Source organism: Spirosoma soli (assembly GCF_042684525.1).
GTDB classification, from domain to species: domain Bacteria; phylum Bacteroidota; class Bacteroidia; order Cytophagales; family Spirosomataceae; genus Spirosoma; species Spirosoma soli.
Genome location: NZ_JBHULN010000002.1, coordinates 56267 through 73353 on the forward strand (window position 1 = coordinate 56267; position 17087 = coordinate 73353).

Consider the following 17087-nt stretch of genomic DNA (forward strand, 5'->3'; position numbering starts at 1 on the left):
CCTTGTTGCGTTATGCCCTACAAAAGACTCTTGATATTGTGCTTAGTTAGCCTATTAAGTTGGTCAGGCAGCGTATGGGCGCAAGGTCAGGGTAAGTATGTAATCGGGACGGTTATCGACCAAACAACAAAACAGGGTGTCGATAAGGCAACCGTCATTAACCAGCGCACCCGCCAACGTGCCAAAACGAATTCAGCCGGACGTTTTTTTTTAACTATTCAACCTGGTGATTCGCTCATTCTGACCAGCCAGCTTTATAACCGCACGGGTATTAAGTATGATGGCGCAGAGAATCCTACCATCGTTGCCCGGGCTTTACCTCCGCTGCCCTACCGCATCGTCGATCTGGCCGAAGTAACGGTAACGGCTAAGCGCTACGAAGAGGTCAAGCGAGAAATCCAGGATGTTTTAGCTGAACCAACGGCCTCCAAAAAAGTAACGGGTGAGCAAGCGTTCGACCGGGTTGCCGATGGAGCCGGTATTACATTGCTCTATGAACTATTTGGTAAACGCCCAAAGTCAGACCGGAAAGCCTACTACATCATGCAGCAGGATCGGCGACACGCGCTTGCTATCGAGCGATTCCGCCTGCTAGTGGATCAGGCGACTGACTTAAAAGGCGAAGACATTGACCACTTTCAGGATTTTTGTGATCTGGACGATGACTTTCTGCTCAAAGCTTCGGATTACGACTTAATTAATACGATTCAGCAATTACGCAACCGTTATCGCAACGGCTTCAATCGCCCTAGTCGAATCTCGGCCGATCCGGCAGATGCGTCTAAGCAGAAGTAGTCACAGAAAGGACAACTACCGCGTCGCCCACACCGATTACCCCACCCTGAATCACCTTCGCCGTCAGGCCGCCGTGGCCGCGCATAGCGTTGTAACCGCCCGGTCCCAGCGTTGCTTCCATCTTTGAGCAGGGATGGCACTGCCCCGTAACTTTCAGTACTACGTCACCAATTTGTAGCTGGTGGTCTTTTAAAGCTAACAGGTTCAACCCTGATATTACAATATTACGACGCAGTAAAGCCGGGTCAAGAATATCCCGGCCTGTTAGAGCCGCGACTACCGGCAAGTGTTCGGCTTGTATGAGCGTAACGTGTCGGTTACCACTTTGTCCACTATAATGATCACCGATAAGTCCCTTCTTTTCCGAAACGTTAACGGATTCAACAACCTCGACGGGTCCGCGCCGTTCGGGGCGAATACCAATCCATTCTACCCGCCCAAGACGCGGAAACACGTCGAATAAATCTTTGATATTTTGCATGTCGTCTGAACCGGGACTTTAATAGGATGGATGCAAGGATTCTATTTTTTCAGGCATGATCTTTTACAAAATCCTACAAATCTTCCTAATCCTATAAATCCCGGTTCAGACTAATAGTTCACATACGTGTTCACAACTGATCCGTCATCGAATAAATCGACGACGGCATAGCCAGCGGCCGTGTGGTGATACTTACCAAACCACCAGGCTCCGCTTACCGCGCCGTTGCAGTAATACGTAACACCATTGTAATCGACGCGGTCAACCAGATGGATGTGGCCGCTTAAGGCCGATTTGACGTTAGGATACCGATGGAACAGGTCAGTGATGCGAACCGTGTCGCTGTGCATCCAGCGAGCAGGAACGTTCCAGTTTTCGCCCGCGAAACGTTGCCCATCGAAAAACACACAAGCGGCCAAAATAGGAACGTGCGAAACAACGAGCACGGGCGTAGTGACTGGCGTTGCTTTCAAATCGGCTTCTAACCAATGAAACTGTTCGTCGTCCAAATGAGCGGTATACCAACTCCCATCTGCCTTGGGCTGTACACTGTCCAGCATGATGATATGCCAGCCATTGCGGTCGAGACTGTAATACCGTTTGGCCATTTGTAGCTCGTCCATGGCCCATTGACGCCCTTCGTCAAAGCAAGTTTTCGTTTCCTGACGGCACCAGATGTCGTGATTCCCGACGCAGCTTATCATGGGTAGCGCATTTTCGCTGCGGATTACGTCCTGGTAAAGTCGCCATTGCCGTTTAACACTGTCTTGTCCGCGACCGTGTGCTTCCATGATGGCGTCGCCCCCGTTGATGATTAAGTCGGGTTTATCGTTGAGGGCTTGTACGTGGTGGAGACATTTTTCGAAGCCTTTGGCTGCTCCAACCAGCGGTTGAACATGGACATCGGTCAGGTGAGCAATTCGAAGTGACCGACTTGGGGAAGAGGTTGGCTGAGCAGCCGCCCACTTATTGACAGAAAGAGCCGCAAGGCCCGCACCCACTCGCCTTACTACGTCTCGACGATTCATGCGTACATTGGTTTGCGCAAAGTACGGACTCGTTGATGAAGAAGGTGTTAAACAAGTTTTATGATTGTATTAGATAATCAGCTAATATGAACGCCGACTGTTCATATAAAATCAATATTTCCGCAGCAGCGCCAGCATCTGTTCATCTAATTGCTCGCCCTGATATTCTTTGTACGATACATCGGCCCGGTCGCTGTTGAGAATGCCGAACGCTCCCCGAAAATTCCAAAGCGACCATCCCCAACCGGCGTCTTTCCAAAGCTTCAGCTGATCCTCCATCCAACGCAGGGCAATGTCATGGGGCGTCTTATTGAAGCACCCCCACTCGCCAACGTGTACGCCAACGCCCTCTTTTTGCAGCTTTTTCCACGGCTCAATAGAAAACTTTCGTAGCGTTTCAGCCGTCCAGGTCACATTCATCCAATGAGCAGGCCATGTTGGGGGCGGCAAATCCTTGAGCATGGGCACCCATTCAGCTTTATAGTGACTGACATTCATGGGCAGATAACCGCGTGTGCTCTGGCCCAACTTAAGATCAGCCAGTTTGAACACCGGTTGATTACCAAATTGTAAACCGTCAATAATGATCAGTCGATCTGGATCAACCGATCGGATGCCCTCAACCAACGCCGTCACAACGCGAATGTAGTTTTCTTCGGTCGTGTTCGGTTCGTTAATCAGGTCAAATGAAACCTCACGGTTAGGTTTGCCTTTGTAGCGCTCAGCGAAGTGTTTCCAATGAAATACAGCGGCTTCCAGTGCCCGTTCGTCGGTCCAGAGGTTGAGTGGTTCGGCAGGCGGATTAACGCAATAACCCGGAATCCGGTGCAAATTCAGATTGACATGAATCCTATGCTGTTTTCCGTAGTTAACGGCGTCATCAACCTCTTTCAGCACTCGCTCGTTCAGTTCAGTCCAGTGCGCCGGATCAGGCGTGGCCCAGCAATGGTACGACATGGGTAACCGAACAAAATTAAAATCCCATTTGGCAATCCATTCAAAATCCCGCTCCTGGTAGGGGCCTTCGGGTTCGGGCCCGGTTTTACCCGCCACGAATTTTTCGAGTAGGTTAAAACCTCGCCAACGAGGCAGTTTATTGGGCTTAGGATCAGGCAAAGTCCAGTTAGCAGCGTCTGCCATAGCGGGCGCGAGTTGACTCAATCCAGCAGCAGCGGAGAGAGAGGTTTGAATGAATGAACGACGATGCATAACCAGTAGCCTGGACGGCCACGTCCGGGTGTGTAGTATGTCACTATTCCCACCCGGACGTGGCCGTCCAGGCTACAAGAAATCAGCAAGATAGCTGTGCGGCCAGTCTTCCCATGCTTCAACTAATCCTGCTTTCACCGGATTATTAAGAATATAGGCCACAATTCGTTTAAATTCTTCCTGACTTCTTACGACGTGATCATAACTCTCAGGGTGCCAAAAGGGTTGTCCAGTTCGGTCGAGCAATTCATTTATCTTCCGAGCGGAATAGCCTTTTAACGATTTTATGGTTGCATGGAAAGGCCGATGTTCATGACGAATTGTGACAAGTAAATGTACGTGGTTCGACATGAGACAATAGGCATGTAAGTCATAATCCTCACCATCACGATGATGAAGTCCTTCTTTTACTACCCCAGCAACAGAGGGTAATTTCAACCAGTCAGGGCCCTTGTCAGTACTGTCCAAATACTTGTCAAAGCGGGCAAAATAGCGTTTTTCTTCGTCGTATTGAGTCTTTCGGAGGGCGGCTTCATCGCTGCCTGCCTGAGCTATCTGTCTCAAAGCAGTCTGTTTTTCCTCAAGGAACTTTAATAATATATCAGCAGGTATCGAGCCTGCCAGCCGATACGTAATAAAGATACTTTCGCCGGGTGGAAGAATGTGAGGTAAGTTACGCTGGTAGTGAGTTTGCATCTGAACCGTAGCCTGGCCGGGCTGGCGTCCCAGCGGCCACGTCCGGGTGTGTAGTATGTCACTATTCCCACCCGGACGTGGCCGTCCAGGCTACGGTTTACCGCCCGAACTTAAGAGTCGTTCCTATCCGGAAGCCCAAACCGTTGTAGTTACCGTCCTGCCACTGCGAGATCACCTCAACCCGGAAGAAGGGCAACACTTGCGGAATCAGGCCATCCAGACCGTAACCCACTTCGGCGTAGTTTTTTGAGGTGGGCGTGTAGAGGTAATGCACGAACAGGTTTTCTTTCAAACCGATTAGCCGGACAACGGTCAATTGTGTAATCAGGAACTTGCGAAACTCAGCCAGCACATGCCCCTCCGCGAACCGTTGGGCCGTGCTATATTGGTAATAAGGCAATAGCCGGAAGCTGGAAACTACATCACCTTGCTGGAAGAAGAATTGATTTCCGGCGAAATGTTTAAAATCAGGAAAATACAAGGCCCGATCATTAAAGAACGTACCGGCACTTAGCTGATAATTTAACCGGCTGCGGATACCCGTCTCGAAGGAGTGACTAATCGACGCTTGCAGAAAGTCATAATCAACATCTGAACCGGCAATACCTGAAATGCCCTTGCGGTAATTTACCGTTAGCAAGGGGCTGTCGTTATCGCGCCGGGCTATGCGCCGACCGTTGCGGATGGTGTACTGTGTCGCGCCAAGTCGGGCCGACGCGGTCAGACTCAATACCACCGCCTGATGCGTCGGAAATGCCGTTGTGACTACTTCGGCATTTTCAGGCCGATTCGACGTATAGGTGCGGTTCCGCCAGTTGATCCACGGCTTGAGATCTTCTCTGTAATTAGCCAATTCGGTACGTTCAGCGTACTCCAGGCTACCTGATAGTTTCAGGCGCTCCTTAAACGGCGATACATTGATGGTCAGATTCAAAAAATCCTTCTGATATAGTTTTGCAAAATTCTGCTCGAATAACAACGACGTTAAGGTGTTCAGGAACGGGCTGATGGGGTTATCGGGGTTGAATTGATACAAATACCGCCCCCCCGAAAGCGCCAGGCGCGTCGTTTTGTATTGGTAGCTGGCTAGTCCGTAACCCACAAACTGCTTTCGGCCGAATTGATAGCGCCCCGTACCCCCAATGTTCCACTCGCCCAGTGGAATCTGCGTAAACCGATTCACCGAATCCACTTTTGCGCGATAACGCAGGTTTAACGCCCCCTCCAGCGAGTACCCTTCAACCGTATTGTACTCGACACGCGCCAGTGGACTGGTATAAATCAGCGAGCTACGTCTGGTTAGCCGCCAGGTATGGCCACCCAGCAATTGCCCTAACGCGAACTTGTTAGGGTTTTTCTTATTCTGCGTGCTATCCTGTTTTGTTGTATCATTTGGTGCTTTAACTTCCCGAACGAGTCCAAGGCTATCGGCTTTTCGGTAACTCCTGACTTCGGCCGTCGTTAACGGTACCGACCGTAACGAATCCCAGAACACGTTCGACCGTTTGCGGGCGAGCGAGTCCACGACCAGTGAATCATCTCGCACGACTGTTACGTCCTCTTTCCGATTTTTACGAGCTTGTTTTTCCTGCTTTTCATATTCCTTGACAAGCTGGCGGAGGTTCTTGGTTGAGAACTCCTTTTGCTTTTTCACCAGTTCGTCGAACTGCTTGCCTTTGATATCGCCTTTAGACAATGTCTGAGCGGGCGGTCCTTTCTTTTCGTCGGCTACTTCGATGTCTTCAACAAACGCCGGATTAACCACAAACTCGCTGAACGTCAAACTTCGAACGTACTGCCCATTCGCCTTTACGCCCAGGTACGCCCCGCTCCCATTGTATCGCTGGTTTGTTGGCATCCAGACGCCTTGAACAGGGCTACAAATGTGTCTGACGGTGAATGAGATACCTATATTATTCACGGTTTCAAGCTGAAGGCTATGAATGGCCCAGGTGTTTTCAATTATATAGATTGTCCCTCGAAATACGCCTTCGCCATACTGCCGCGGAATAACCTGAATTTTACTAACCTCCACCGGAGTGCCGTTCGGTCCCTGCTCCCGGTACGTTCCTTTGTACTCAAATTTGTAATAGGCAAACGCTTTAGGCGATAATGGAGAAACCGCGCCAGCCACGGTGGGACTATAGAAACTGGCGTTATAAAACTGACTTGGGCTCAAAAAGTCGCCCTGCGAGTTACGGTTGGCAATGATGCGCTGGCGATACGTGTTCGGCTGCGTGAACGACACCTCCGACACGGTTTCGTTTAAGATAGGGACGCCTACTTTGAAATTAGCTTCCTTCTCAGCCTCTTTTAATTGTTTGCGAAACGCCATTTCGGCCAGGTTGGGTAAATCGGTTACGGTAAACGACGATTTTGTATAAACCCGCGCTTTAAAACGCTGCACCTGTAACTGGTGGAACCGGCTTTTGGCAATGGCCCGACGCATAATAGTGTAAGCGGGGTCTTCGTTACCGGCCTTAGTCTGCACCTCCGCTAACCGAAAGGCTTGCTCTTCCAGCGTAGCATCTAATGTTGTAAAGCCAGTGGTCACCTCCACTGGTTTTTGCACGGATTGAAAGCCTAGAAACTGAAAGACAATCGTGTATTTACCTGGTGCCAACCCGATTTCATAGCGGCCTTCCGCATTAGTAATGGTGCCGTTTGCGGTACCCTTGACCACAATAGCTGCATAAGGTAGCATTTCTCCTCCAGCGCTTTTGACCGTGCCTCGCAGTCCGGTAGAACTGGTTTGTGCCCAGGCTGTCGTAAGGCCACAAAGAATCAATAATGTTAGTACGAGTGTTTTCATGAACAGCAGGCTGACTTCAAACCGAATGTAACAAACTAACGAAAGCGTGGTGGCATTTCATCCACAAACAGTCAATTTCAGACAATTAATAAAAAAGAGTTAATCATTTCACCGGTAATCCGAAGATGCATGTAATTATCGAAGCGTTGCCTGCCTGTGGTGTTAAAAAACTATAACGTCTTTGTGTATCTTGCCAGAAACAGTGTTCTGCCTACCATTATGCTCAAACGAATCTACCCATTCCTGTTTGTTTTGCTTACCATCACCAGAGCTCTTGCCCAGCCATCTTCGCCCGTGCTTCCCGAACGCGAACGCGCCCGCGTTGTCGACGAGATCCTCGAAGATCGCTTTACGAACTTGCTGCCTCAGCTCATGCGCCGGGAAGGGCTGGATATGTGGGTGATCATTTCCCGAGAGTACAATGAAGATCCCGTTTTACGCACTATGTTGCCATCGACCTGGCTATCAGCGCGTCGGCGAACTATCATTGTGTTCTTTGACAATGGCAAGGACGTGGAGAAATTAGCCATTGCCCGTTATGACGTTGGTAATCTACTCAAAGGGGCGTGGGATATCGATGTGCGACCGAACCAGTGGGAAGCCCTCGTGAAAATAATTGAAGACCGAAAGCCGAAGAAGATCGGGCTAGACATGTCCGCAACCTATGCTCACGCCGACGGCATGTCGTTCACCGAACATAAAGAGCTACTCGAAAAACTACCTGCCGAGTATCAGAAACGTATTGTTTCAGCCGAAAAAGTGGCTGTTGGCTGGCTCGAAACGCGGACAGAAAAAGAGATGGCTATTTACCCGCTCATCTGCCGCTTATCGCACCAAATTATTCAGGAAGGTTTCTCCGAGCAGGTCATTCAGCCGGGCGTAACGACGACGGATGATGTGGTCTGGTGGTTTCGTCAGCGCATCACGAACTTAGGACTTGATACGTGGTTTCATCCAACGGTAGACGTTCAACGCGCCGACCGTGGCGACGGTGATGCGGCATCCCGACCGAGCCAAGACTTCAATCACCTCCGTACCTTTTCGAAGCGACCCGACAAGCAGGTTATTATGCCCGGTGACTTATTACACGTGGACTTTGGCATTACGTATCTTCGGCTGAACACCGATCAGCAACAACACGCCTACGTACTACGTGCTGGCGAAACTGACGTACCTGAAGCCCTCAAAGCCGCATTCAAACAAGGCAATCGCTTGCAGGATATTCTGACTGAGCAGTTCAAAGGCGGCAAAACAGGTAATCAGATGCTGTTAGCGGCTTTAGACCAAGCTAAAAAAGAAGGCATCAGCGGCACGATTTACTCGCATCCTATTGGCGTTCATGGCCACGCAGCCGGACCAACTATCGGGCTCTGGGATCAGCAAAAGGGCGTTCCGGGCTCAGGTGACTATCCCTTACTAGCCAACACGGCTTATTCCATTGAACTCAACGCAGCCGTTGAGCTACCCGACTGGAAGAAAACGATCCGCATCATGCTGGAAGAAGATGGCTTCTTCGACGGCCAGACTTTCCGGTACATCGACGGTCGGCAAACAGAAATTTATACGATTCCCAGGAAGTTGGGGTATGTAAGATGAATACCTGTTTATTTGTAACCGAGAACCATTATTGCGCTAAATCCCGTTATTAACAAAACTTGAATTTAGTTAATCTCGACATAACATCTTTCAGCTATGACCACCTCAGTAGAACAACAACTTCGGGAGCACGAAGACCTTCGAAAACGAATGGTTGCCGTAGCCCGACGCATGATGGAGAGTAAACGGCAACTGCAACAGGAGATTCGGGATGATATGAATAAGCCCGAAGTCAGAGCGGCTATTGATGAATTAAAAAAACGTAATGCTGAACGCACAGAATAAGCCGTATGACTTTATTTGTCTGGGTGGAATAAATAACACATACGCGTTTGTCACAAGGCATCAGATCATTTACGAGATAAAGTTTAAACCCAGCAGCTACATCTTCGGTAATCAACCGCCTTTCACAGAGTTCGCCTTTGAGTTTGTAATGGACGTAGCTGAAAATCCTTTACCTAAGCTACCTCCACCCGATACCAGCCTACCTGCAACGATTGCTAGTATCTTTAACGACTTTTTTGTCTCGCAGGAAACTGTCGTTGTCTACGTATGTGAAAACGCTGATGGTCGGGCTAACTCACGCAATCGAAAATTCAATCAGTGGTTTGAGCAATCTGAGCAGAAGGGACTAAGCTTTGTAAAACTTGACTACCGTTTCGGCGCAGATACTGAATTCTTTTTCACTTCACTTATTATGCGCGTAGACAATCCACGTATGGCAGAAATTATTACCTCATTTCAGAAACTATCAGTGGATTATAATCAGACAGAAAAATAGAGACGTAATCACTTGCGTCTCCCTATTATTTCGTAGTAACCGGTGAACCATCCCGAATCTCCTCGGTGGCCGTTGAGACTAGTTGATCGCCTTCTTTCAGTTGACCGAATACTTCAGCTTTATCATCAGCTTCAAGCCCTTTCTTGATCGGCACCCATTCGGCTTTGCGGTTATTAATCCGGATCACATAAACGCCAGTTGTCGAGTTTATAATCGCTGATTCAGGTACAATCAGGGCATTGTTTCGCGTAGGCAACGGAAGACTTACTTCGGCGATCATGCCGGGCAGCAGCTTTTTATCATTGTTTGTCACATCAACTTCTACCCGTTCGGAGCGCAGTCGTTTGTCTAACGCACCCGCCTGGCGCTTCACCTGCCCAGTAAATTTCTTATCCGGAAACGCCTTGACGCTGAAACTCACTACGTCGTTCATGTTAACATAACCCGTATAGGCTTCCGGAACGGAAATCACTAAACGTAACTTCTTCTGCTCAGTCAATACAAACAGCGGAAACTCAGATCCCTTACCGGCGGGTCCAATGTAGGCTCCGGTACTAGCATTACGGGCGCTGATAATCCCGTTGAACGGTGCCCGTATTTCTAGGTATTTCTTCTGATCAGCCACTTCACGATACGCTGATTTTGCCGCTTCTAACTGAGCCAGATCTGCGTTGCGCTTAGCCAGTGCCTGGTCAACGTCGTTTTTCGAAACAGCTCCCGAGAATTTACTAGCTTCTAGTATGCGTTCATAATTGGCTCTGCTGGCAATCGACAAAGCCTCCTGCGCCTTGAGTTTCGATTGAGCCGAGGCCAGCTGTGCATTTAGTTCTGGAGCTTCGGCCAGGGCCAGCATTTGCCCTTGTTTCACTTCACTACCGACATCTACGTACAGGTTCTTGATATAACCGCTCACTTTAGCGTAGATGTCTACATCACGAAATGCCACTAGTTCACCAGGCACCTGTAACGAAGACGATAATTGGCCTTTTTTTAAGGTGAAAACCTCAGTAGCAGCGGGAGCTTCGGGCGCTTCAGCGGTTGCCTCTTCTTTACCTTCAGAAGAATGGCAACCGGCTAGCGCCCCCACGAGCAGCAAACTACCGACGGCGGCAAGCAGACTATAAAACGATTTATTAATTGGCCGATTCATACGGTGCTGGAATATAGAATTTACTTTCTTTGTCTTCGGGGTCGAGCGATACAGATTGAGTAGATGTCTTATTTTGAACCCAGGCAAATACCAGGGGCAAAATAAACAAGGCTGCAAATGTTGACGCAACCAGTCCACCGATAACAGCGCGTCCAAGCGGGGCCGCCTGCGAGCCACCTTCTCCTAACCCCGACGCCATAGGAATCATACCAACCACCATGGCGACGCTGGTCATTAAAATAGGCCGTAAACGCACCGAAGCAGCTTCACGGGCCGATTGCAAGGCATTGCCATTTCGCATTCGAAGCTCTTCGGCGTTGGTTACCAGCAGCACGGCGTTGGAGATCGATACGCCGACCGACATAATCATACCCATGTACGATTGCAGATTGAGCGTCGAACCCGTAAGCATCAACAGGGCCAGGGAGCCAACCAACACGGCCGGTACGGTACACAACACAACCAGCGACACTTTAAACGACTGGAAGTTAGCCGCCAGCATGAGAAAGATGACCACAATGGCCGTCAATAAACCTGTTTGCAGACTATCGAGCGTATCGGTCAATACCTGACTCAAGCCCTGCGTTTTTATAGTTAATCCACGTGGTAACTCACCCAGCGAAGCAATGGCTTTTTCAACATCGGTGCTGGCAGTCCCTAAATCCATATCGTTCAGGTTGGCCGTAACTGATAGAACAGGAATAGCCCCCAGGTTGTCATTCTCGCCGTAGGTCGTTCCCTTCTGGATGTCGGCCACATCACTTAAAACCGGGCGGTTCGTATTTTGCAGAATAGGTATCTCACCTATGTCATCAACGCTCTTCATCTGATTCTCCGGAATCTGCACCTGAACACTATAGCTTTGCCCTGATTTCGGATCAATCCAGACGCTCTTCTCAGTAAACCGTGACGACGAGGTAGAAGCAATCAACGACCGGGAAATAGCCGAAATATCCGTTCCTAACTGTGCCGCCCGAACCCGGTCGATATTGATGTTAATGGATGGGTATTTAGTCGATTGGCCAATTTGCACATCCCGTAGGTACGAAATGCGGTTCAGCTTGGCAATTACTTTGTTGGCATATTCTTCGTTCTGCTTTTTGTTCTTACCCGAAAGCCGCACCTCAATAGGCGTAGGCGAACCCTGGCTAAGGATTTTATCGGTTAGCTCAATCGGCTCGAACGACAGCTTTACGTCGGGCAGGGCCTTTTTCATGCTGGCTCTGAATTGGTCTTTCAACTCATCCAGATCAACATCATAGTCTTCTTTCAACGCCACCTGCATAACACCTTCCTGCGGCCCAGCCATAAAGAGGTAAATCGGACTCGTTGAAAACTGCGAGCCGTGCATCCCTACCATAGCGGAGGTGATTTCTACGTTTTCTTTACCAACCAGCTGATTCAATTCGCTGATCGCCTTCAGCATAACCGCTTCGGTTTTTTCCAGCCGGGTACCGTCGGGAGCACGTAGTCGTACCTGAAATTGACCAGCGTTTACTTTAGGGAGTACATCCCGGCCTATTGTCAAGATAAGGAGGCCAGCAATACCCATGGCTACAACAATATAACTCAGCACGATGGGTTTGCGGTAGGGCAGCATACGACCAATAAAGCGATTAAAACGCGCGCGTACTCGCTCAAAAAAGCTTAGTTTACCATCGCCGTTCAGGTCCTTCGTATGAGCTAGTTTCTTCTTTGCATTTAATGTGTCACCATCAGCCGTATGACCGTTAGAGGCCGACACGCCGTTCGTTCCATTTGACTTAATCACAGTCCCGTTACTACCCTTGTGCGCTTGGCCATTACTAACATGATTATGCCCTTTCATCATCCAGTTTGCCAATACAGGAACCAGGGTTTGCGCCATCACATAAGACGTAATCATGGAGAAAGAAATGGCCAACGCCAGCGGCAAAAACAATGCTCCCGGTATGCCTGTCATGGTAAAGGCAGGCGCAAATACGGCCAGAATACAAAAGAGAATTAACAGCTTTGAGAAGGCGATTTCCTTACAGGCATCCCATATAGCAAGCGCTTTGGGCTTACCCATATCCATATGCTGGTGAATATTCTCAATCGTCACGGTTGATTCATCCACCAGAATACCGATCGCCAGCGAAAGGCCGCTCAGGGTCATAATATTAATCGTCTGCCCAAACAGGGATAAGAACAACACCCCCGAAATGATACAGGTCGGAATGGTGATAATCACAATCAGGGCTCCACGAGCGTCGCCCAGGAAAAGCAAGACCATCAAACCCGTTAGAATAGCCCCAATGGCCCCTTCGGTCATCAGGCTTTTTACGGCGTTAATTACATACACCGATTGGTCGAAGGTATACGTCAGCTTTACATCCTCGGGTAATAATGCCTGAAAGCGTGGTAAGGCGGCTTTTAAGTTTTGTACAACTTCCCACGTAGACGCATCGGCCGACTTTGTAATGGGCAGATATACCGAACGCTTTCCATTAACTAATACATACCCTTGCGTGATGTCGGCCCCGTCTTCAATGGTAGCAACATCTTTTAAGTACAGGTTTTGAACTGATCCTGTATACAATGGAATATTGCCAAAATCTTTGATGTTTTGAACGGTTGTATTAGCCGGGGTAAAATAATTCAAATCGCCAACTCGCACATTACCGGCGGGAGTTGCCTGGTTATTAATACGTAACGCAGCTACTAATTGGTCGGGCGTCAGGTTATGCGAGCGCATCAGCTCCGGGTCAACTTTAATGACGACCGTACGAGAGTTCCCACCAAACGGCGCGGGCGCTACCAGGCCCGGAATTGAACTAAAACCGGCCCGAACGTAAACGTTTGCCAAGTCTTGTAGTTCGTTGTTTGTGCGTATAGGGCTGCTTAGTACTAACTGGCCAACCGGCAACGTAGAGGCATCGAAGCGAAGAATAAACGGCGGCTGCGAACCTGGGGGAAAGATAGCTTGAGCTCGGTTCGAGTAGGCCGATACCTCAGCGGCTGCCTGCGCCATGTTGGTACCTTCGTAAAAAGACAGCTTGATGAGCGTCAAGCCCTGAATGTTTTTCGTTTCAATGCTTTTTACCCCCGAAACATACAGCAATAAGTTGACGTATTGCTTCCCAAAGAAAGACTCCATTTGGTTAGGCGTATAGCCTCCAAACGGTTGGGAGATGTAGATAACGGGTAAATTTAAGTTCGGGAATATGTCAATCTTGATATTACGGATGGCATTGATACCGAAGAAAAATAAACTCGCTACTAAAACCAAAATAGTTATTGGCTTACGTAACGCCGATCGGATTAAATTCATAACTCTATTGAGCCAGTTAAGTAATTCTACTTCAGTTGTTTTACTGCGCCATAAGGAATAGGTCAAACAAAACCTTCTTTTCTCCAAAAAGGATTACATGGCTCCTGATTTAATCCTAAAAGTTACGAATTTACCCAACAATTTTAACTTTGAAGGCTACACGGCAAGCAATAAAAAAGGTATCGGCTTATTGAAACCGATACCTCAAAAGTTGAATTTCCGGGCGACTTAGGCCAGCCGATTGATACAGTTCAGATCCTCGAACGCTATCTTCAAACGCTGCACCATACTCTCTTCACCTTTACGAAGCCACACACGAGGATCGTAGTATTTCTTATTGGGTGAATCAGCTCCTTCCGGGTTACCAAGCTGCGATTGCAGATAACCTTCTTTTGACTTATAATACTTGAGAACGCCTTCCCACATAGCCCATTGCATGTCGGTATCGAGGTTCATTTTCACCGCGCCGTAACGAATGGCTTCGCGAATTTCTTCGCGGCTCGATCCCGAACCACCGTGGAAAACGAAGTTCACCGGCAGCGGACCGGTTCCATACTTCTCCTGGATGTAGTTCTGTGAATTATTTAGAATGACCGGCTGTAGCTTCACATTACCGGGCTTGTAAACACCGTGTACGTTTCCAAAAGCAGCGGCAATCGTGAAGTTGGGCGATATTTTGCTCAGTTCTTCGTACGCATACGCTACTTCCGACGGCTGGGTATATAGTTTAGAATCGTCAACGTCCGAGTTATCAACGCCATCTTCTTCGCCACCGGTAACGCCGAGTTCAATTTCGAGGGTCATACCGATCTTCGCCATCCGCTCGAAGTACTTAGCGCAAATTTCGATATTCTCTTCGATGGGCTCTTCCGATAAGTCGAGCATGTGCGACGAATAGAGTGGCCTACCGGTTTGGTCGAAATGCTTTTCGCCAGCCTCAAGAAGGCCATCAATCCAGGGAAGCAACTTTTTAGCGCAGTGATCCGTGTGCAGAATCACCGGCACACCATAAAGCTCGGCAACATGATGAACGTGCAATGCACCTGAGATAGAGCCAGCAATAGCAGCCTGCTGTTTATCATTAGGCAGCGATTTTCCGGCGTAGAAAATACCACCTCCGTTAGAGAACTGAATGATTACTGGCGAGTTGACGGCTTTGGCCGTTTCTAATACAGCATTGACAGAGTCCGTCCCAACAACGTTGACGGCAGGTAAGGCGTAATCATTTTCGTTGGCGTGGCGGAAAATTTCGGTGACGCCTTCACCGGTCACAACGCCGGGCGCAAAACGGGTGGCTACTTCAGACATACAATCTTGTTTTTGAACTATAGACAGAAAAACTTAGAACAAAGATAGTTCAGATGAGGTGTAGACGAAATGGAGTCGCAAAATACGATTTTTGTTGGTCTAAGTGACTATTAAGCTATCCATTCTTGAATAGCTTCTTCTTTAATTTTCTTTGTTTGAAGCCATAACCAATAGATTATTGGTAATAACAAAGCCCCTAACACATACAGCGTTGCCATCTTTGCACGGCTTTCAAACGGTTCATTGATTGGGACAAGTACTCGATAGCTCTCATCCCTGTATCCCCATTGGTTGATATTTTTGTAATAGCCATTTTTGTCAATAGCTTCCACATAATGATCTTTATCATATGTGTTACCAATCTTATCCAAGTAGATGAATTTAGGGTTGGAAGTCGAACTAAAACTGCGCTCGACATATCGATTAAAATCAAGCAGATATCTTTTTAGTGCCAACTCGTCTTTTGTATTATTAACTTCCCTTTCATAGCACATCCCAAGCCAAGCAGCACATTTATGGCGTACTGTGTCTTCGTTTGAGTACAGAATAGGAACAGTATAGTATCTACGGAAAATACGAACTCGACCCTTATTACGCGTGTCCTGTATATCTACGAAAGAGACTCTCAGTTTATCAAGATAATAATACTCTAATTCAAAATAACGTTTGAATGGGCTCTCAAATACAATATCATTGACAGAACCCAATTGAATCAACTTTTCAGTATCTTTTTTAATAAATTGACGTACTGCCATTACAGGTAAGGCAATCAAAAGAACCGTCCAAAAAAGATTGGTATTAGCATCACGGTAATCGCTCGTTTGCAAGATTCGTAGACGGGGTCGAATCCATATAAGACAACAAATCCACGCGATGAGAAGCGGAACGAAATAGTCAAGTGCTTCTTCCTTTAACATTTGAAATTTCAGCAGTTTAGTCAAAACTAGGTACGTTATCATTATAATTCCTCCTAGTTTCAGGATCGGCAGAAATATGATATTAAATAGTTGCTTCTTTTTGCTACTCAGTGAAATCATACTTTTTAGTAAACATTCGTTTTCAAGTATACACTTTTCGCTCTACTTTGCAATCCTTTGTTAACCTTTAATTTGCATGAAAACTCTCTTCTTCTGCCCAATGTGGGGTATGGAAAGCCTATCTTACCCCGACGCGGCCAAACGCGTAAAAGCGGTTGGATACGATGGCATGGAAATCTCCGCCGGACCCGATAAACGTAAGGAAGCCGTGCAGGTCATGCGCGACAATGGCCTGGAAGTGATTTTGATGGCGTTTGGCGGAAGCAGCAATTTCACCGAGCACCAAAAGAAGTACCACGACGACCTGTTGGATATTGCATCGCACAAGCCCTTGTTCATCAACGCCCATACGGGCCATGACTACTTTACGTTTGAGCAGAACACTGAACTAATTCAGACGGCAATGGACGTACAGAAACAAACCGGCGTTCGTATTCTGCACGAAACGCACCGGGGGCGTTTCTCTTATAGTGCACCAGCTATTCAGTATTACCTGCTTAAACTTACAGACTTACGTCTAACGGCTGATTATTCTCACTGGGTCAACGTAGCCGAGTCTTATCTGAGCGATCAGGCAGAAAACGTCAATCGGGCCATTGCTGTCAGCGACCACATCCACTGCCGCGTCGGTCATCCTGAGGGTCCGCAGGTAAGCGATCCCCGTGCTCCCGAATGGAAAAGTGCCCTCGAAAGTCATGCAAAGTGGTGGGACGCCATTCGTGAACGTTTGCAGAAGGCTAACGCTCCTACCCTCACCATTACTTGTGAATTTGGCCCAGCCGGATATTTGCCTACTCTTCCTTATACGCAACAGCCTGTTGCTAGTCAGTGGGACATCAATGTCTTTATGAAAGATTACCTAAAAAAACGCTGGCAGGTCTAAAAAGCATCCTTACCATATG

Annotated in this window: 14 protein-coding genes; 5 read left to right on the plus strand and 9 right to left on the minus strand. The window is 48.1% G+C overall.

The window, feature by feature from the left end; genetic code table 11:
- Positions 1 to 12 precede the first annotated feature (12 nt).
- The gene (locus ACFSUS_RS03760; protein ID WP_381519295.1) at positions 13 to 795 is read left to right on the plus strand and encodes a peptidase associated/transthyretin-like domain-containing protein; all 783 of its coding nucleotides are present in this window, start codon (positions 13 to 15) and stop codon (positions 793 to 795) included.
- Here the strand turns inward: ACFSUS_RS03760 and ACFSUS_RS03765 are convergent.
- The 5 genes from ACFSUS_RS03765 to ACFSUS_RS03785 form a co-directional block, all read right to left on the minus strand.
- Positions 782 to 1276, minus strand: a complete 495-nt coding sequence (locus ACFSUS_RS03765; protein WP_381519297.1) for an MOSC domain-containing protein — start codon at positions 1274 to 1276, stop codon at positions 782 to 784. The genes ACFSUS_RS03760 and ACFSUS_RS03765 overlap by 14 nt on opposite strands.
- A gap of 110 nt (positions 1277 to 1386) precedes the next feature.
- Entirely contained in the window at positions 1387 to 2304 is a 918-nt protein-coding gene (locus tag ACFSUS_RS03770) for a metallophosphoesterase family protein (RefSeq protein ID WP_381519298.1), read from the minus strand.
- A gap of 111 nt (positions 2305 to 2415) precedes the next feature.
- On the minus strand, positions 2416 to 3513 hold the full coding sequence (locus ACFSUS_RS03775; RefSeq protein ID WP_381519301.1) for a glycoside hydrolase family 5 protein: 1098 nt from the start codon (positions 3511 to 3513) through the stop codon (positions 2416 to 2418).
- A gap of 72 nt (positions 3514 to 3585) precedes the next feature.
- Positions 3586 to 4209, minus strand: coding sequence for an REP-associated tyrosine transposase (locus tag ACFSUS_RS03780; protein WP_381519303.1), 624 nt, complete (start codon positions 4207 to 4209; stop codon positions 3586 to 3588).
- Between the two features lie 97 nt (positions 4210 to 4306).
- Positions 4307 to 7021, minus strand: a complete 2715-nt coding sequence (locus ACFSUS_RS03785; protein ID WP_381519306.1) for a DUF5686 and carboxypeptidase regulatory-like domain-containing protein — start codon at positions 7019 to 7021, stop codon at positions 4307 to 4309.
- A gap of 219 nt (positions 7022 to 7240) precedes the next feature.
- Here ACFSUS_RS03785 and ACFSUS_RS03790 point away from each other — a divergent pair, with 219 nt between their 5' ends.
- The 3 genes from ACFSUS_RS03790 (at position 7241) to ACFSUS_RS03800 (ending at position 9398) form a co-directional block, all read left to right on the plus strand.
- Positions 7241 to 8617, plus strand: a complete 1377-nt coding sequence (locus ACFSUS_RS03790; protein WP_381519309.1) for a M24 family metallopeptidase — start codon at positions 7241 to 7243, stop codon at positions 8615 to 8617.
- A gap of 96 nt (positions 8618 to 8713) precedes the next feature.
- Positions 8714 to 8902: a hypothetical protein gene (locus ACFSUS_RS03795; RefSeq protein ID WP_381519311.1), complete on the plus strand. Its 189-nt coding sequence runs from the start codon at positions 8714 to 8716 to the stop codon at positions 8900 to 8902.
- Complete coding sequence (locus ACFSUS_RS03800; protein WP_381519313.1) at positions 8883 to 9398, plus strand: DUF6169 family protein; 516 nt, start codon at positions 8883 to 8885, stop codon at positions 9396 to 9398. The genes ACFSUS_RS03795 and ACFSUS_RS03800 overlap by 20 nt, the downstream gene beginning before the upstream one ends.
- A 25-nt stretch (positions 9399 to 9423) precedes the next feature.
- On the opposite strand, the gene ACFSUS_RS03805 is transcribed toward ACFSUS_RS03800, so the two are convergent.
- The 4 genes from ACFSUS_RS03805 to ACFSUS_RS03820 form a co-directional block, all read right to left on the minus strand.
- Positions 9424 to 10548 carry an efflux RND transporter periplasmic adaptor subunit gene (locus tag ACFSUS_RS03805; protein ID WP_381519315.1) on the minus strand — a complete coding sequence of 375 codons (1125 nt, stop codon included), beginning with the start codon at positions 10546 to 10548 and terminating at the stop codon, positions 9424 to 9426.
- Complete coding sequence (locus ACFSUS_RS03810) at positions 10532 to 13840, minus strand: efflux RND transporter permease subunit (protein WP_381519318.1); 3309 nt, start codon at positions 13838 to 13840, stop codon at positions 10532 to 10534. The genes ACFSUS_RS03805 and ACFSUS_RS03810 overlap by 17 nt, the downstream gene beginning before the upstream one ends.
- A gap of 228 nt (positions 13841 to 14068) precedes the next feature.
- Positions 14069 to 15148, minus strand: coding sequence for a class II fructose-bisphosphate aldolase (gene fbaA / locus ACFSUS_RS03815; RefSeq protein WP_381519320.1), 1080 nt, complete (start codon positions 15146 to 15148; stop codon positions 14069 to 14071).
- A 110-nt stretch (positions 15149 to 15258) separates the two neighbouring features.
- Positions 15259 to 15975, minus strand: a complete 717-nt coding sequence (locus ACFSUS_RS03820; RefSeq protein WP_381519323.1) for a hypothetical protein — start codon at positions 15973 to 15975, stop codon at positions 15259 to 15261.
- A 286-nt stretch (positions 15976 to 16261) separates the two neighbouring features.
- Between ACFSUS_RS03820 and ACFSUS_RS03825 the strand changes: the two genes are divergently transcribed.
- Entirely contained in the window at positions 16262 to 17068 is an 807-nt protein-coding gene (locus ACFSUS_RS03825) for a sugar phosphate isomerase/epimerase family protein (protein ID WP_381519325.1), read from the plus strand.
- The last annotated feature ends 19 nt before the right edge of the window (positions 17069 to 17087 follow it).